This is a genomic window from Mesorhizobium sp., assembly GCF_017306585.1.
GTDB lineage: Bacteria > Pseudomonadota > Alphaproteobacteria > Rhizobiales > Rhizobiaceae > Mesorhizobium.
On record NZ_JAFKIC010000116.1, the window covers coordinates 1 to 16,881 of the forward strand.

Genomic DNA, 16,881 nt, shown 5'->3' on the forward strand with positions numbered 1-16,881 from the left:
CCAGGCTTCCCAGGGCATCACGGTGGAGAGGAAAGGCACGCCGGCGGCTTCGCAGGCGTCGGCCACCGGATTGATCACCTCCGGCGTGGAGACGGCGAGCATCAGGTCGATGGCCTGGTTGTTGATCAGGTCCTTGGCGAGCTGGCCGGCGCGTGACGGATCGGACTGTGTGTCCTGGTCGAGGATCTCGACGCTGTATGTCTTGCCGCCGAGCTGGATGCCGTTGGCCAGCGCCTTGCGGGCGAGATCGAGCACATAGCCGTCGGTCTGGCCGAAACCGGCCAGCGGGCCGGTGCGCGGGCTGACGAAGCCGACCTTGAGCGTGTCGCCGGCCGCGAAGGCCTTACGGCCGCCAAGCGCGAGCGCCGTGCCGCCGGCGATCGAGGTAGCGATGAACTGGCGTCGCGAAATGCTGGATTTGTTGCCAATAGAATGGGTCATGCGTTCCTCCCTCCAATCTCCTCAACGACTAGAGTGCACCAGCGATTTGGTTCGGTAAAATGATATTTTGCGGTGTTTTATTAACTCCTGGGTTAGTGGATTAGCCGCCTTGCCGTGCCGCCTCTCGGACCGTCTGCAACAGGATGGAGAAGGCCGGCGAGGGGGCGGTATCGGTGCGCATCGTCAGGCCGACTGGCCCCTTGGTTTCGTCCGTATCGACCGGCAAGGCGACGAAGGCGCCGCTCGCGATCTCGTTGGCGACCACGCCGGCCGAGATGATCCACACCGCGTTGCTCTGGCGCATGAAAGAACGGCCGAAGGAATCCGAGACGGTCTCGATCTCGGTTGCCGGCGCGGTCATGCCGTTGGTTATGAACAGGCGGTCGACGAAGGGGCGGATGACGGATTCCCGCGTCGGCATCAGCACCGGGAATTCGTCGAGCCGGGCGAAGATGTCGGCGCCCGGTTCCAGCAGGGGATGTCCGGCCCGCACCACGAACAGCACCTGTTCGGAATAGAGATGCTCGAAGAAGAAGCCTGTCATGTTTTCGGGCGCCGCCAGCCGCCCGACGACAAGGTCGAGCGCGCCGGTGCGCAACTGCTCGAGCAACACGGCGTTCTCGCCGGTGACGATCTTGATCGCCGCACCGGTGCTTTCCCGCAGGAACAGGCTCATGGCCTTCGGCATGACCTTTGCCGACACCGTCGGCAGCGCGCCGATGCGGATCGGATGGCGGTTGACGGCGCCGTCCTGGCGCACGGAATCGACGCCGCGCTTCAGCGCCGTGATCGCCGAACCGGCATGGTCAAGAAAGATTTCGCCAAGCCTGGTGACGCGGATGCCGCGCCCGTCGCGTTCGACAACCGCCACACCGAGCGCCTCTTCCAATTCACGCAGCGTCTTGGTCACCGCCGGCGCGCTGACATGGAGAAAATTGGCGGCGCGAGCCACGCTTCCCTGCCGTGCGACTTCGAGGAAGGCTTGTAGGTGGCGGAAGCGGATGCGGCTCTCGGACATGTATTCGATAACCCCGAAGTTAATGAAACGGCGCAAAATATCATTTTACCGAACCAAATGCCTTGTGCAATGTGGAGATGGAGGACCGATAATCGTGCCATTCGTCACCCTTGGCGGCATCACGCTGCACCACCGATATGTCGATGCGAACGGCAGCGCGGCCCCGCTCGTCTTCATCAATTCTCTCGGCACCGACTTTCGCATCTGGGACGATGTAGTCGCCCGGCTGGCGGGCGAGAGGCCTCTCCTCCTCTATGACAAGCGTGGTCATGGCCTGTCCGGTACGGGCAGCGGCGTGCGCTCCATCGACGATCACGCCGACGATCTCAGCGCCCTGATCGACCATTTCGGTTTCGACAGGGTCGTCCTGGTCGGCCTGTCGATCGGCGGCATGGTCGCGCAGCGGCTTTATGCGCGCCGGCCCGAACTCGTCGAAGCGCTCATCCTGAGCGACACGGCCCACAAGATCGGTACCGCCGAGAGCTGGAACACCCGCATCACGGCCGTCGAGCGGCATGGCATCGGGGCAATCGCCGATGGCGTGATGAAGGTGTGGTTCACACCGGATTTTCATGCCAGGCGCCCGGCCGACCTTGCCGGCTGCCGCACCATGCTCATCAGGCAGGAGCTGTCAGGCTATATCGGCAGTTGCATGGCGGTCCGCGATGCCGATTTCACCCAAAGCGCAACCCACATCGCCGTGCCGACGCTCTGCGTCGTAGGCGACCAGGACGGCTCGACGCCTCCCGATCTCGTGCGTTCGCTGGCAGACCTCATTCCCGGCGCCCGTTTCGAGATCATCAGCGGTGCCGGGCACATTCCCTGCATCGAGCAGCCCGAGGCGCTCGTCGGCCTGATCCGCGATTTTGTCGCATCGCTTTCCCCCGGAGAAACCCATGGATGAAGTCCCCGGCAACGCAACCAGATACCGCACCGGCGTCGCGGTTCGGCGCTCCGTGCTCGGCGACCCGCATGTCGATCGTGCCGAGGTTTCCGCGACCGATTTCGATCAGCCGTTCCAGGAAATGATCACGGAGGCCGCCTGGGGAACCGTTTGGGCTCGCCCCGGCATCAGCAAGCGCGAGCGCTCGATGATCACGCTGGCGCTGCTGGCAGCACTTGGCCATGATGAAGAACTGGCTCTGCATTTGCGCGCCACGGTCAACACCGGTGCCTCCCGCGAGGATATCCGCGAAGCGTTCCTGCATGTCGCCATCTATGCCGGCGTGCCGGCGGCCAACAGCGCCTTCAGGGTTGCCAAGGAGGTGTTTTCGGAAATGGACGGAGCAAAGGATGTCCTCTGATCCCGGTTCCAACCGGAAGCCCGAAACCGGCGCCTTCTTCCAGCGCGACCGGACATGGCATCCGCCGGCGCTGACGCCGGGCTACAAGAGTTCGGTGCTGCGCTCGCCACAAAAGGCGCTGCTGTCATTCGACAACACGCTGTCGGAAATATCGGGCCCGGTCTTTGGTCATGCCATTCTGGGCGAACTCGACAACGACCTGATCCACAATTTCGCCAAGCCGGGCGAAAGCGCCATCGGCGAGCGCATCATCGTCCACGGGCGGGTGCTAGACGAGCGTGGCGTCGGCGTGCCCGGCGTGCTGATCGAATTCTGGCAGGCCAATGCCGGCGGCCGCTACCGTCACAAGAAGGACGGCTATCTCGCCCCGCTCGACCCGAATTTCGGCGGCTGCGGCCGCACCATCACGGGCGAGGATGGTGGCTATACCTTCCGAACAGTCAAGCCAGGGCCTTATCCCTGGCCGAACGGTCCCAATGACTGGCGCCCGGCGCATATCCATTTCTCGGTCTTCGGCCACGGCTTTGCCCAGCGGCTGATCACGCAGATGTATTTCGAGGGAGATCCGCTGATCTGGAAATGCCCGATCGTGCGCGGCATCGCCGACAAAGCGGCGATCGAAGCGCTGACGGCATTGCTCGACACGCAGGCGACGATCCCGATGGATGCGCTTGCCTACAAGTTCGACATCGTGCTGCGCGGTCGCCGTTCCTCGCTGTTCGAAAACAGGCTGGAGGGCAATTGATGGCCCAGTCGCTCGACCGTCTGAAGGAGAGCCCGTCGCAGACCGCCGGGCCTTATGTGCATATCGGGCTGACGCCGAATTTCTGCGGCATCGGCGGCGTCTATGCCACTGACCTCGGTGCAACCATGGTCAACGACAAGACCAAGGGCGAGCGCATCAAGCTTCACATCCGGGTTCTCGACGGCACCGGCACGCCGCTCAGGGATGCGCTGGTCGAAATCTGGCAGGCCGATGCGGACGGGCTCTACAATTCGCCGGCCGAATTGCGCGGCGCCGCCGATCCCAATTTCCAGGGCTGGGGCCGTTGCCCGACCGACATGGATACGGGGCTCTGCACGTTCGAGACGGTCAAGCCCGGCCGCGTGCCGTTCAGGGATGGGCGCCCGATGGCGCCGCACATCACGCTCTGGATCGTGGCGCGCGGCATCAATCTCGGCCTGCACACCAGGCTCTATTTCTCCGACGAGGAGAAGGCCAATGCCGAGGACCCTATCCTGGCGCGCATAGAGCATCGTGTCCGCGTGCCTACCCTGATCGCCGAACGCCAGGGCGACACCTATGTGTTCGACGTCCATCTCCAGGGGGAGAAGGAAACGGTCTTCTTCGACAGCTGATGGTCTGGAGATTTCAGGCATGACTGTATCGCCCTTCGACCATCCGCTGCTGTCGGGCCTGCTCGGCGACGAGGAGGCGGCTCGGCATTTTTCCGTGGAAGCCGAGATCGCAGCGATGCTTGCCTTCGAGCGCGCGCTTGCCGAAGCCGAGGCTGAATGCGGCATCATCCCGAGGGATGCCGGCGCGGCGATCGTCACGGCGCTCGCCTCGTTCCGGCCGGATACCGCGAGCCTGCGGACAGGCGTTGCCCGGGACGGCGTCGTGGTGCCGGAACTGGTACGCCAGATCAGGACAGCCGTTGGCGAACCGCATGGCGACAAGGTGCATTTCGGGGCGACCAGCCAGGATGTCATCGACACCGGCCTGGTGCTGCGGCTGAAAGCCGTCGTCGAGCATCTCGGGCTGTTGCTGACCGAGACTATCCTGCGGCTCGCCTCGCTTGAGGAGCGTTTCGGGGGCCGGACGCTTGCCGGCATGACGCGCATGCAGGAGGCGATCCCGATCAAGGTGGCGGATCGCGTCAATGCTTGGCGCGCGCCGCTGCATCGGCATCAGGAACGGCTGTCCGAACAATCGACGCGTCTGCTGACGCTGCAATTCGGCGGCGCCGCCGGCACGCTTGAAAAGCTTGGCGACAAGGGTCAGGCGGTGCGCGCGGCGCTGGCCGCCAAACTCGGTCTTGCCGACGCGCCGCAATGGCACAGCCAGCGTGATGCGCTCGCCGACTTCGCCGGCTGGCTGTCGCTTGTTACGGGCAGCCTCGGCAAGTTCGGCCAGGACGTCGCGCTCATGGCGATGGCGGGCAGGGACATCGTGCTGTCCGGCGGCGGCGGTTCGTCGGCCATGCCGCACAAGCAGAACCCGGTGAAGGCCGAGGCGCTGGTGGCGCTGGCCCGTTTCAACGCCACGCAACTCTCCGGCATGCATCAGGCACTTGTGCATGAGCAGGAGCGTTCCGGCGCCGCCTGGATGCTGGAATGGCTGCTGTTGCCGCAAATGGCCGTGGCGACAGCCGCGTCGTTGCGGCTCGCGGCCGAACTCGCAGGCCAGATCGAGAGCCTGGGCCACTGATGCGCACGCAGGTCGCCATCATCGGGTCCGGTCCCTCCGGCCTGCTGCTCGGGCAGCTGCTGGCCGGCATCGGCATCGAGACAATCATTCTCGAACGGTCGAGCCGTGAGCACGTGCTGGCTCGCGTGCGGGCAGGGGTGCTGGAGCAAGGCACGGTCGAACTGCTGGGTGAAGTCGGGGCGGCGGCGAGGCTGCATGCCGAGGGCCTGCCGCACGCAGGCTTTTCGCTGGCCTTCAAGGATCGGCTGCACCGCATCGATCTCGATGCGCTCACCGGCGGCAGGCACGTCACCGTCTATGGCCAGACCGAGGTGACGCATGATCTGATGGACAAGCGCGCGGCGGCCGGGCTGACGACGATTTACGAGGCGGCTGATGTGGCGCTGCACGATTTCGACGGCGCCGCACCCTTCGTCACATACGGGAAAGACGGCATCACTCACCGGGTTGATTGCGACTTCATTGCCGGCTGCGACGGCTATCACGGTGTCAGCCGAAAATCCGTGCCGGATGGGGCGCTGAAGACCTTCGAGCGGCAATATCCGTTCGGTTGGCTGGGTGTCCTGGCCGAGGTGCCGCCGGCCGATCACGAACTGGTCTACGCCAACCATGAGCGGGGCTTCGCGCTGTGCTCGATGCGTTCGACGCATCGAAGCCGGTACTATGTCCAGTGCCCTCAGGATGACCGCGTCGAGGCATGGTCCGACGACCGCTTCTGGGACGAACTGCGCCGCCGCCTACCGGAGCGGATCGCGGCAAGCGTCACCACCGGGCCGTCCTTCGAAAAATCGATCGCGCCGCTGCGCTCCTTCGTTGCCGAACCGATGCGCTTCGGCCGGCTGTTCCTGGTCGGTGATGCCGCCCACATCGTGCCGCCGACCGGCGCCAAGGGCCTCAACCTCGCCGCCAGCGACGTCCGCTATCTCTTCACCGGCTTGCGCGATTTCTACGCCGGGAAATCGCAGGCGGGGATCGACGCCTATTCCGGCAAGGCGCTGGCGCGGGTGTGGAAGGCGGTGCGCTTCTCCTGGTGGATGACGACCATGCTGCACCGCTTCCCTGATACTGGCGAATTTGGACAGCGCATCCAGGAAGCCGAACTCGACTACCTCGTCCAGTCGCGCGCCGCATCGACAGCACTCGCCGAGAATTATGTTGGCCTGCCCTGGTGAGGGCGCCCTTCCTTTCCCGGAATTGCTCTATCCCTTGATCGCCGAGCCGACGATGGAATCGACGAAGAAGCGCTGCAGCAGGACGAACAGGATGAGCGGCGGCAGCACGGCGAGCGTGGCGCCGGCCATGACGAGGCCGGTGTTCATGGCGCCCCTGTTGTAGCTCAAGAGCCGGCTGAGGCTGATCACGATCGGATAGGCGTCGGCATTGCCCTGCAGCACGGTGAGCGGCCACAGATAGCTGTTCCAGTGATAGACGAAGGCGAACAGCGCCAGCGCCGCGATGGCCGGCGCGACGCTGGGCGCTACGATCTTGTAGAGGATCAAGAGTTCCGACGCGCCATCCATGCGGGCGGCGTCGATCAGGTCGTCGGGCACTCCGGATATGAACTGCCGCATCAGGAAGATGCCGAAGGCATTGGCGAGGTTGGGCACGATGATGCCGGCGAGGCTGGCGTTCAGCCCGATCGAGCCGACCAGCCGGTAGAGCGGGATCAGCGTCACGATCGGCGGCAGGAACATGGTGGCGATCAGCACCGAAAACAGAAGCGAGCGGCCCCGAAAGTGATATTTGGCGAAGGCGTAGCCGGCCATCATGCTGGTGACGAGGATGCCGGCGGTGGTGATCGAGGCGATGACCAGCGAATTCCACATCGAGCGGCCGACATTGACCACGCCCGAAACCTTCTCATAAGCGTCGAGGCTGGGTGTGCCGGGTATCCAGACCGGCGGCACCTGCATGCTTTCGGCCGGCGTCTTGAGACTGGACAGCACCATCCACACCAGAGGGAAGGCCGAGGCGACGGCCACGACCAGCATCAGCGTGGCGAGCAGCGCCTTGCGCCCGGATGGACGCCTGCGCGGTAACAGGCCCGACGATCCTGAAAGCTTGCGGGCGCTCATTCCCGGTCCTTCCGGTTGGCGAGCGCGAACAGCGCGCAGACGACCACGATCAAGGACAGCATCAGCATGACCGCCATGGCCGAGCCCAGCCCGCCTTGCGCGCGCTCGATGCCGACGCGGCGGATGTGATAGGTGAGCACATTGGTCGAACCGACCGGACCGCCTTGCGTGATCAGCGCCACCGGTTCGAACACCTGAACCGCATTGATGATGGCGATGACGGCGCTGAACAAAAGCGTGCGCCGCATCAGCGGCAGGGTGATGAAGCGGAACTGCTCGAAGCGGTTGGCACCGTCGAGTTTGGCCGCCTCGTAGAGGCTGCCGGGGATCTGCGTCAGCCCGGCGATCGCCAGCACGGTGAAATAACCGACCTGCTGCCAGACATTGAGGAAGACAATCGAGATCAGCGCCGATCGCGGCGACGACAGAAAGGGCTGCGGGCCGATGCCGAGCAGGCCGAGCATCTGGTTGAGCGGCCCTTCACCGGGTGCGTAGAGTTTCGACCAGACCAGCGCCACGGCGATCATCGGCACCATGTAGGTGGAGAAGAGCACGGTGCGCAGCGCCGTGCCGCCGGCCACGTCGTGCTGGTAGACCATCAGCCCGAAGGCCACCGACAGCGGCAGGATCAGGATGACGGAAAGTGCTGTGTAGATGGCGGTGTTGGCGAGCGCGCCCTTGAAGTCGCGCCCGATCGATGTCGGCCCGAAGATCTCGCGGAAATTGTCGAGGCCGATGAACGAGGCGCTGGCAAACGGCGTCTGCGTCGACCAGTCCTGGAAGGACAGCCAGACGGTGAGCAGCATCGGCAACAGGATGAAGATGCCGATGAGCGTCACGGCGGGCGCCAGCATGATGCCCGCCGAGGCACGGTACCTCTCGATCATTATTTGGCGGCGCGCTCCAGGATAGACGTGGCGTCGGCCTGCGCCGTCGCCTGCGCATCCTTGGCCGAGACCTGGCCATACTGCAACGCCTCGAGCGTCTGCTGCAGCGATTCAGAGAATTCCTGTCCGCCCGGCACGACCGGGAAGGGTTTTGCGTCGGCGAGCACGCTGACATAGCCGGACAGGAATTCGGAGCCGAGCTTGTCCTTGTGCGCTTCGATGTCCGAGCTGCGCGAGGGCAGGATGCCCATCGACATCAGGATGTCGGACATGGCGGAAGCGCCGTTCTTGCCGGACTTCGGATTGTTGAGCCAGGCCAGGAAATCCCAGGCGGCCTTCTGCTCGGCCTGTCCGGCATTGGCGTTGACCACTGTCATCCAGGAATAGGAGATCGAATGCGGTTTGTCGCCGCTCGGGCCGATCGGAATCGGCGCCGTGGCGATGTCGGCGAACTTGTCGCCCATGCCGGCCTTCAGCGCGCTTTCCCACCAGTTGGCCATGATGATCATGCCGGTTTTGCCGGAGACGAAATTGTCGAGGAAGGGGCCGGTGGTGTTGGCATCGGCCGTGGCCATGGCCGGCACGCTGGCGCCGGATTTGATCAGGTCTTCGTAGAGCTGGAAGGTCTCGGCGGCCTGTTTGCTGTCCAACGCCGGCTTGCCGTCCTTGACCAGTTCGCCGCCATTGGAAACCAGCAGCGAGGCGAAGGGGTGGACGACGCCCGCCGCCCAGGAGTTGATCATGCCGAAGCCCTGCTGGCCGGCATCCTTGTTGGTCAGTTTCTTCGCCGCTTCCCTGAACTCGTCCCATGTCTTGGGCGCCGCCGCGATGCCGGCCTGCTTGAACAGGGCCTTGTTGTAGTTCAGCGCGTAGACGTCGATCTCGTTCGGGATACCGTAGAGCTTGCCGCCGACCGAAGCGGCGCTGACGACACCCGCCGGCCAGGCGCCCTTGACCTCCTCGGCCACTGTATCCGGTGCGGGAGCCACCAGCTTGTCGCGGGCAAGTTCCGGCAGCCAGAGATCGTAGATGCCGCCAATCGTCGGACCGTCCGAGCCGCCGCCCTGGGAGCGAAGCGTTGTCAGGAGATCGCCGAAGGGGACTGCGCGCACGGTGACGCTAACGTCGGGATTGGCCTTGGCATAGTCCTTCGCCGCGGCTTCCAGCAGCGCAACCGTCTCGGGCGACCAGTGGGTCAGGTAGTAGATGTTGACCGATTGCGCCCAGCCGGTGGCGGGCAAGAGGGCAAGGCTCGCGACCAGCGCCAGTTTCGAAGTCCAGGCAAACGACATCCTCATCCTCCCTTGAGCATAGCGATCACGATGACGTTATGACAACATGAAGCGAAGGCGCAAGGGCCCGTTTGCGAAAAAGCTGCATGCGAGCCCGTGCGAAATTTCTCGACCGCATCTCATATCATAAATTTATGCAGATAAAACAGGCTATTATGCTGGCGCCACATGTCGCGAGGCCATTCTGGTCTCGCCTCGTCGGTATGCTATGCCTCTTGCGGATGGAGCTATGTCATTATAATGACTTTGCCGAGCAAATGACTCTCTCATGGCATTGGAAATGCCTTGGGACGCCAAGAACAGAGAAGAACGGGAGAACTGGCAATGAGCATGCTTTCCATTCACCGCCGCGCGGCGCTTGGCCTGATCGGCGGCCTTGCCGCCGCTTGTGCCGGCATCTTCACGATCCTGCCGGCAAGAGCCGACAGCACGGTGACGCTGTGGAGTTGGCGCACCGAGGACGAGGCCGCGATGCGCCATATCTTCGATGCCTTCGAAGCCAAGAATCCGGGCATCAAGGTCAATATCCAGTTCACACCGGACGCCGACTACCAGAACCGGTTGAGCACGGCGCTGCGTGGCGGTCGCGGGCCTGACATCGCCCAGCTCAAGGCCTATGGCGAATTGCAGCCTTTCGTCGATGCCGGCTATCTCGACGTGCTCGACGACAGCGTGCCGGAACTGAAGAACATGCCGGATGCAGCTCTCGGTGGCGCGCGCGGCCGCACCGACGGCAAGCTCTACGGCGTGCCCTATTCGGTGCCGATGATGGGCGTGTTCTACAACCAGGATATCTTCGCCGCGCGGGGCATCGAGATTCCCAAAACCTACAAGGATTTCGTCGCCGCCTGCGACAAGCTGAAGGCGGCCGGCATCACCCCGATCGCCACCGGCGGCGCCAACGGCTCGGCCTGGGAACTTGAGATCGGCGTCGGTGTCATCGGCCCGACCGTCTATGGCCCGGGCTTCTACGACGAGATGATGACCGGCAAGGCGACGTTCGAGGATCCGCGCTATGTCGCGGCGCTCAAGCGCTTCGCCGAACTGAAGCCCTATTTCCCCGAAGGTTTCGCCGGCATCGACTACACCACGGCGACCCAGCAATTCATCGGCGGCAAGGCGGCGATGTTCCTCGGAGGATCGTTCGAGAACGGCAGCTTCAAGGCGCAGAACCCGAAGCTGAAATTCTCGATCTTCCCGTTCCCCGCCGATGACGCCGGCGCAAAGCTCTACACTTCGGCCTTCTCCGACGGCTCCTATGGTCTCGTCTCGGAAAGCGCCAACAAGGAAGCCGCGACCAAGGTGCTGAACTTCATGGCCTCGGCGGAGTTCGCGCAGATGTTCGCCGACGAACTCGGCTGGCCGCCGGCCCGCACCGACGTGACGGTGAAGGATCCCGTGCTGGCCGAGATGATGGAGATGTCGAAGAACTCGACGCCCTACCTGACGCTTGTCGGCTTCCGCTGGCAGTCGCCCACGGCCTCCTCGGTGCTGCAGTCGGAGATCATCGACATGGTCGAAGGCAACATCGCGCCGGAGAAGCTGGCAGCCGACATGCAGGCCGCTGTCGCCACCTGGTTCAAGCCCAAGCAGTAATGGCCGGGCCGGACAGGACACGCATGGCCATCAGCCGCATCAGCAGCCTGAAGCGCACGCAGCAGCGCATGGCCGTGCTGTTCATCCTGCCGGCGTTGGCGGTCTATGCGCTGTTCGTCCTCTATCCCCTGGCGATGTCGCTGTGGGGCAGCTTCTTCCTGTGGAAGGGGCTGCGCATGACCGAGTTCGCCGGCCTGTCGAATTTTGCGCGGCTGTTCGTCTTTCCGAGCGATGCGCGGCTCTATGGCGCGCTCTGGCACAACACCGCCTGGTTCTTCGGCATCATGGTTTTTCAGAACGGCATCGGGCTGTTGTTCGCCTGGCTGCTGTTCCTGCGCGACAGGGGTGCCGCCTTCTTCCAGTCGGTGTTCTTCTTCCCGGCGGTGCTGAGCCCGGTCATCGTCGGCGCGCTCTGGCGGCTGCTGCTCGCGCCGGGTGGCGTCGTGGAATGGGCGCTGAACGGGCTCGGCCTGCACCATGGCAGCCTGACCGTGCTCGGCAACAGCCACACCGCGCTCGGCGTGCTGATCGCCGTCGACGCGTGGAACTGGATGGGCCTGCCGGTGCTGATCTACACGGCTGGCCTCCGCCAGATATCAGGCCAGATCTTCGAGGCGGCCAGGCTCGACGGCGCCGGCAATGCGCGCATGTTGTTCTCGATCGCATTGCCGTTACTGATGCCGGCCCTCGGTACGTTGACGACGCTGTCCTTCATCAACACCTTCAACCAGTTCGACATCGTCTATGTCATGCAGGGCGTGCAGGGCAATCCGAGCTATGCCACCGACACGCTGGTGACCTATTTCTACCGGCTGGCCTTCGGCGCGGAAGGGGCCGTCGGCATCACCGATATCGGCCTGGCGCTGGCTCTGGGCACCATGCTGTTTCTTATCCTGAGCATTGGCACGCTCCTGATGCTGCGCTTCTTCGACCGCCGCACGGTGCAGCTATGAGCGCGATGGCCATTCCCGGCAGGCCCATCATCTCGCGGCAACTGGCGCGGCTGCCAGGCTGGATTGTGCTGGTCCTGTGGACCGCGGCGGTGCTTTTGCCGCTCTACATCCTCGTCGTTTCCTGCTTCAAGACCACCGCCGAGATCTACGACAACCGGCTCGGCCTGCCGGCGAGCTGGGCTTTCGACAATTTCGTGCGCGCCTGGACGCGCGCCGATCTCGGCCACAATTTCATCAACAGCCTGATCGTCACCGGCGGCGCGGTCACTCTGACCATCGTCGTCTCGGCCATGGCCGCCTATCCGCTCAGCCGCTACCGGCTCGGCTGGAATGCCATCATGCTCGGCCTGTTCCTGTCCGGCATCATGCTGCCGATCCGGCTGGCCTCGGTCGAACTGTTCACGCTGATGCGCAATCTCGGCCTGCTCGATTCGCTCACCGGGCTGATCCTCGTTTATGCGGCGATCCGCATTCCTTTCGCCGTCTTCATCTTTGCCAATTTCATGCGCGTGCTGCCCTCCGAACTCGATGAAGCTGCGCGCATGGACGGCGCCGGCGAGGTGCGTATCCTGTTCCAGATCATCCTGCCGATGGTGAAGCCGGCGGTGTCGATCGTCGCCATCTTCACCGCCATTGCGGTATGGAACGACTTCTTCTTCCCGCTGATCTTCATCTTCGACGACCGCTACAAGACCGTGCCGCTGGCCATCAGCGTCTTCGTCGGCCAGTTCCGTACCGATTGGGGCCTGGTCTTCGCCTCGCTGGCGATCTCCATGGCGCCGATCTTGATCATGTATTGTCTGCTTGCGCGCCAGATTCGCGAGGGCGTCGGCGCCCAGGGAGGCATGAAATGATCGAGGACAAGGTCTATGCCGCGCGCTCCATCCTGGTTGTCGGGGCGCATGCCTTTGACGCCGAAGTGATCGCCGGGCCGCTGGCGGCTGCCGCCGTCAAGCGCGGCGCATCGGTCACCTTCCTGCACCTGACCATGGGCGAGCAGGGTCACCCCTGCCTCATCCCCGCGCATTATTGCGCGCAGAAGGAAGAGGAAGCGGGCAGGGCGGCCGAGCGCCTTGGGGTGACGGTGCGCAACCTTGGCCTGCACGATGCCTTCCTGCCTGCCGATGACGGGACAGCGCTGAAAGTCTGCGACGTCATCCGCGAGCTGAAGCCGGAGGTGGTGATCACCCACTGGCACGGTAGCTGGCACAAGGACCATCGCGCCGCCGCCCATCTGACGCAGACCGGCATCTTCTACGCCGCGCTGCCGACCATCGCGCGCGACCATACCGCGCACACGCCGGGCCTGCTCCTGTTCGGCGAAAACTGGGAAGACGATGACGGTTTCAAACCCGAGCATCTCGTCGATGTCAGTGATGGTTTCGACGCTTGGAGCGAGGCGGTGCATGAGTATGAGCTGGCGCGCGGGCTGAGCAGCTTTCCCTATGTCGACTATTACAGCGCGCTCTACCGGCTGCGCGGCTGCCTGCGCGGCACGCGCCATGCGCAGGCATTTGCCGCCGCCTCGCACTCCTGGAACGCCGGCAGCGGCCTGTTCGCGCCGCCGCCCGGTGGAGGGCGCGGCCGATGACGCGTGTGCTCGCGATCGATCTCGGCGGTACCAATCTGCGCGCCGCGATCTTCACCGGTGACGTCGATGCGCTTGATATGCTGAGCCGCGAGCCGGCGCCGGCAAGCCTCGATGCCTTCGTCGCCCGCATCCGGGCGCTGCTGGCCGAAGCCGGAGCAGTCGAGGCGCTCGGCATCGCGGTGCCGGGCCTGGTCGAGGCGACTGTCTGCCGCTGGATTCCCAACCTGCCTTTTCTCGACGGTGTCGACCTCCAGGCACTGTTCCCGGACTTGCGAATAGCGCTCGGCAATGACGCACAGATCGCATTGCTGGCGGAGGCGGTCGAGGGCAACGCGAGAGGAATGTCCGACGCCATTCTGCTGGCGATCGGCACCGGCATCGGCTCGGCGGTGCTGGCCAATGGCCGCATCGTTGCCGGCGCGCATGGCGGCGCCTGCTCGTTCGGCTGGGCCTGCGCCGACATCAAGGACCATGGCGAGGAGCGCAGCGGCTGGCTGGAGCGCGTCGCCTCTGGTCGCGCGCTCGATGCGCTCGCCGGCCAGATCGGGCTTGCCGACGGCCGCCAGCTGATCGCGGCGGCGCAGGCCGGCGAGCTTGCGGCATTGACCTTGCTGGAGGTGCCGGCGCGCCAGCTCGGCACCGCGCTGGCCGGCGCCGTGGCGCTGCTCGATCCGCAGGCGGTTCTGATTTCAGGAGGGCTGGCCGAAGCGCTCGACGTGATGAGGCCGCCGCTGCTCGCGGCGCTGCGGCGCCAGTTGCCGTCGCATCTGCGCGGCATCGAAATCCAGTCCGGGCGTTTCGGGGCGGGGGCGGGGCTTGCCGGCGCAGCATTTGCTGGCCGCGCGGGAAAAGAGTGGAGACAGGTGCGATGAGCCAGGCGAGCTTTCAGCAACCGGATCGCAGACGACCGGAGCCGCTCTGGTATCAGGTCGAGGAGGCGATCCGCGCCATCGTCAAGAGCGGCGAGTGGGCGACCGGCGACCAGATTCCGGCCGAGGACCGGCTGTGCGCCCTGTTCGGCGTCAGCCGCATCACGCTGCGCCACGCCTTGCGCAATCTGGAGGAAGGCGGGCTGCTGCGCCGCGAGCATGGCCGTGGCACCTTCGTGCGCTCCACCACGCTCGTTGCCGGCACGCGCGAACTGACCAGCTTCACCCAGGAAATGGGCAATATGGGCGTGTTCGCCGGCTCGCGCCTGCTCGACTGCAGCCTGACCACGGCCAATGCGGCCGCGGCCGGCGCGCTGGAGATCGAGGAGGGCGACCCGGTCGTGCGCATCCGGCGCCTGCGGCTTGGCAACAGCGAACCGATCGGTATCCAGACGGCGCAATTGTCCGCCGCGCGCGTCCCGGGCTTCCTCGATGCAGGCCTGCTGCAGGGCTCGCTCTACGAGGCGCTGGAGCGCCATTACGGCATCGTGCCGGTTGCCGCGCGGGAGAACTACCGCGTCGGCGCGGTCGGCGCGGCGGATGCCGAACTGCTCGACCTGCCGGCAGGCAGTCCCGCCTTCATCGTCGAACGCATCACCACCGACGAGCGCGGCCCGTTCGAATTCACTGTCTCCATCATGCGCGGCGACCGCTACGAAATCCGCTCGACGCTGCGCGCCGGGCGCGTGCCGTCGAACCCGCGAAGCTGATCCACCCTCCCAAGCAGACACTTGAAACAGGAGTACCTACGTGTCCGATCTCTACATCCACCGTCTCGCGGCCCTCATCGACCAGGCCGCGAAAACCAACGAAGAGGCCTTCGGCCAGGCGGCCAGCCGCTTCGCCGACTCGCTGCAGGGCGGCGGCCTGGTCCATCTATACGGTTCCGGCCATTCGGTGCTGCCGGTGCAGGAAGTGTTCCCGCGCTATGGCAGCTATGTCGGCTTCAACCCGCTGACCGACCCGCGCGTGATGTGGCACAACGTGCTCGGCGCCGGCGGCGTGCGCGAATTGCTGTGGCTGGAGCGGACCGAGAAATACGCCGAGAAATTCCTCGACCATCAGCCGCTCAACAAGGGCGATTCCCTCATCATCTTCAGCAATAACGCCCGCAACTCATCCGGCATCGACACCGCGCTCTCTGCCCAGAAGCGCGGCATCTTCGTCGTCGCTGTCACCAGCAAGAACAATCTCGACAAGCCGGCCACGCACTCTTCCGGCAAGCGGCTGGCCGACGCGGCGGATCTCGTCATCGACACCTGCTCGCCGATCGAGGATGCCATCGTGCCGGTCGAAGGCTGGAGCCGGCCGGTCTCCGGTTCCTCCACGGTGCTCGCCATGATCCTGGCGCACGAGCTGATCGCGCGCACGGCCGAACAGCTCGCCAAGCGCGGCATCGAGCTGCCGGTCTTCGCCTCGCCGACCATCGCTGGCGTGACGCTGCACGACACCGACGTCATCTACGGCGTCCACCGCGAGCGCATGCTGGAGGCGCAGAAGAAGCACCTGCCGACCTTCCAGGCGACGATGCGCGGCGAGTGACAACGGACGGGTATCGGGGAGGCGCGGTCCCGCGCCTTTCCGGTCCTACCGTCCCAAGAGATTACGCTGGACGGTTTTGAGATGCGCCAGCATGGCCTGGCTGGCGCTCTCCGGGTCGCGGCGCAGCAGCGCGTCGAGGACTGCCTGGTGCTCGCTGCAATAGATGGAGCGGCGCTCCTCGGAGAAGGAGCGCTTCTTCATTTCGAACCACGGCGCCTGGTTGCGCAGAATGCGCATCAGATTGTGGATCTCCTTCAGGAACTCGTTGCGCGAACAGGCGAAGATGCGGTGGTGAAACTCCGCGTCCCAATGCTCGAAGGTCGGCATGTCCTGCGACTCCGAGGCGATCCGATGCGCCTCACGCACCGCGTTGAGCTCCATGGCGCTGGCATTGGTTGCGGCAAAGGACGCTGCGGCCGGCTCCAGCAATTGCCGGATTTCCATCATGTCGGCCGGGCTGGTGCCCTCCATCCGGCCGACGACCGCGGCCATCGAGGCCGGGTTGGTTGCGGTCAGGAAGGTACCTCGCCCGACATGGCGCACCACAGTTCCGTCATCCTCCAGGAAGGAGACGGCGCGCCGCATCGTGTTGCGCGCCACGCCGAATTCGCTTGCCAGATCGCGCTCCGGCGGGATGCGGCCATTCTCGATCCATTCGCCGGAAGATATCCGCTTCTTCAGCGCGGTGGCGATGTCGCTGGCGACGAGTTTCGGCATATTTGGCCGCTTTTATCTGATCCAATATTGAGCCATTAGTAGCAGCTTCCCGGGCTGTCGTCCATCACCGGGCTTTTGTATGCCAGCTCTGCATAAGTCGCCCAG

General features: G+C 64.7%; 19 protein-coding genes. 13 read left to right on the plus strand and 6 right to left on the minus strand.

Annotation, left to right across the window (positions count from 1 at the left end):
• A partial coding sequence (locus tag J0I79_RS08095; protein WP_292856310.1) for an ABC transporter substrate-binding protein occupies positions 1-441 on the minus strand: 441 nt, incomplete at its 3' end.
• 100 nt (positions 442-541) lie between these two features.
• Positions 542-1,459, minus strand: a complete 918-nt coding sequence (gene pcaQ / locus J0I79_RS08100) for a pca operon transcription factor PcaQ (RefSeq protein ID WP_292856311.1) — start codon at positions 1,457-1,459, stop codon at positions 542-544.
• 94 nt (positions 1,460-1,553) lie between these two features.
• On the opposite strand from pcaQ, the gene pcaD reads away from it, so the two are divergent.
• From pcaD to pobA, 6 genes are read left to right on the plus strand one after another with little or no spacing between them, the layout of a single operon-like run.
• Positions 1,554-2,363 carry a 3-oxoadipate enol-lactonase gene (pcaD, locus tag J0I79_RS08105; protein WP_292856312.1) on the plus strand — a complete coding sequence of 270 codons (810 nt, stop codon included), beginning with the start codon at positions 1,554-1,556 and terminating at the stop codon, positions 2,361-2,363.
• Positions 2,356-2,763, plus strand: a complete 408-nt coding sequence (gene pcaC / locus J0I79_RS08110; RefSeq protein WP_292856313.1) for a 4-carboxymuconolactone decarboxylase — start codon at positions 2,356-2,358, stop codon at positions 2,761-2,763. The genes pcaD and pcaC overlap by 8 nt, the downstream gene beginning before the upstream one ends.
• Positions 2,753-3,508, plus strand: coding sequence for a protocatechuate 3,4-dioxygenase subunit beta (pcaH, locus tag J0I79_RS08115; protein ID WP_292856314.1), 756 nt, complete (start codon positions 2,753-2,755; stop codon positions 3,506-3,508). Before pcaC ends, pcaH begins: the two co-directional genes overlap by 11 nt.
• Positions 3,508-4,122: a protocatechuate 3,4-dioxygenase subunit alpha gene (gene pcaG, locus J0I79_RS08120; protein WP_292856315.1), complete on the plus strand. Its 615-nt coding sequence runs from the start codon at positions 3,508-3,510 to the stop codon at positions 4,120-4,122. Before pcaH ends, pcaG begins: the two co-directional genes overlap by 1 nt.
• 19 nt (positions 4,123-4,141) lie before the next feature.
• On the plus strand, positions 4,142-5,194 hold the full coding sequence (locus J0I79_RS08125; protein ID WP_292856316.1) for a 3-carboxy-cis,cis-muconate cycloisomerase: 1,053 nt from the start codon (positions 4,142-4,144) through the stop codon (positions 5,192-5,194).
• Positions 5,194-6,366: a 4-hydroxybenzoate 3-monooxygenase gene (gene pobA / locus J0I79_RS08130; RefSeq protein WP_292856317.1), complete on the plus strand. Its 1,173-nt coding sequence runs from the start codon at positions 5,194-5,196 to the stop codon at positions 6,364-6,366. Before J0I79_RS08125 ends, pobA begins: the two co-directional genes overlap by 1 nt.
• Positions 6,367-6,393: 27 nt before the next feature.
• On the opposite strand, the gene J0I79_RS08135 is transcribed toward pobA, so the two are convergent.
• From J0I79_RS08135 to J0I79_RS08145, 3 genes are read right to left on the minus strand one after another with little or no spacing between them, the layout of a single operon-like run.
• Positions 6,394-7,269 carry a carbohydrate ABC transporter permease gene (locus J0I79_RS08135; protein ID WP_292856318.1) on the minus strand — a complete coding sequence of 292 codons (876 nt, stop codon included), beginning with the start codon at positions 7,267-7,269 and terminating at the stop codon, positions 6,394-6,396.
• Complete coding sequence (locus J0I79_RS08140; RefSeq protein ID WP_292856319.1) at positions 7,266-8,156, minus strand: sugar ABC transporter permease; 891 nt, start codon at positions 8,154-8,156, stop codon at positions 7,266-7,268. Before J0I79_RS08140 ends, J0I79_RS08135 begins: the two co-directional genes overlap by 4 nt.
• The gene (locus J0I79_RS08145; protein ID WP_292856320.1) at positions 8,156-9,448 is read right to left on the minus strand and encodes a sugar ABC transporter substrate-binding protein; all 1,293 of its coding nucleotides are present in this window, start codon (positions 9,446-9,448) and stop codon (positions 8,156-8,158) included. Before J0I79_RS08145 ends, J0I79_RS08140 begins: the two co-directional genes overlap by 1 nt.
• A 324-nt stretch (positions 9,449-9,772) precedes the next feature.
• Here J0I79_RS08145 and J0I79_RS08150 point away from each other — a divergent pair, with 324 nt between their 5' ends.
• The 7 genes from J0I79_RS08150 to J0I79_RS08180 are packed head-to-tail and all read left to right on the plus strand — an operon-like array spanning position 9,773 to position 16,059.
• Complete coding sequence (locus J0I79_RS08150; protein WP_292856321.1) at positions 9,773-11,044, plus strand: extracellular solute-binding protein; 1,272 nt, start codon at positions 9,773-9,775, stop codon at positions 11,042-11,044.
• 23 nt (positions 11,045-11,067) lie between these two features.
• Positions 11,068-11,997: a sugar ABC transporter permease gene (locus J0I79_RS08155; protein ID WP_292856322.1), complete on the plus strand. Its 930-nt coding sequence runs from the start codon at positions 11,068-11,070 to the stop codon at positions 11,995-11,997.
• Positions 11,994-12,851, plus strand: a complete 858-nt coding sequence (locus J0I79_RS08160; protein ID WP_292856323.1) for a carbohydrate ABC transporter permease — start codon at positions 11,994-11,996, stop codon at positions 12,849-12,851. The genes J0I79_RS08155 and J0I79_RS08160 overlap by 4 nt, the downstream gene beginning before the upstream one ends.
• A complete protein-coding gene (locus tag J0I79_RS08165; protein WP_292856324.1) occupies positions 12,848-13,588 on the plus strand; it encodes a PIG-L family deacetylase in 741 nt (246 codons plus the stop codon). Before J0I79_RS08160 ends, J0I79_RS08165 begins: the two co-directional genes overlap by 4 nt.
• On the plus strand, positions 13,585-14,460 hold the full coding sequence (locus tag J0I79_RS08170; RefSeq protein ID WP_292856325.1) for an ROK family protein: 876 nt from the start codon (positions 13,585-13,587) through the stop codon (positions 14,458-14,460). The genes J0I79_RS08165 and J0I79_RS08170 overlap by 4 nt, the downstream gene beginning before the upstream one ends.
• Entirely contained in the window at positions 14,457-15,227 is a 771-nt protein-coding gene (locus tag J0I79_RS08175) for a GntR family transcriptional regulator (protein WP_292856326.1), read from the plus strand. The genes J0I79_RS08170 and J0I79_RS08175 overlap by 4 nt, the downstream gene beginning before the upstream one ends.
• Positions 15,228-15,267: 40 nt before the next feature.
• Complete coding sequence (locus J0I79_RS08180; RefSeq protein ID WP_292856327.1) at positions 15,268-16,059, plus strand: SIS domain-containing protein; 792 nt, start codon at positions 15,268-15,270, stop codon at positions 16,057-16,059.
• A 45-nt stretch (positions 16,060-16,104) separates the two neighbouring features.
• On the opposite strand, the gene J0I79_RS08185 is transcribed toward J0I79_RS08180, so the two are convergent.
• Complete coding sequence (locus J0I79_RS08185; protein ID WP_292856328.1) at positions 16,105-16,776, minus strand: FCD domain-containing protein; 672 nt, start codon at positions 16,774-16,776, stop codon at positions 16,105-16,107.
• Positions 16,777-16,881: the final 105 nt, after the last annotated feature.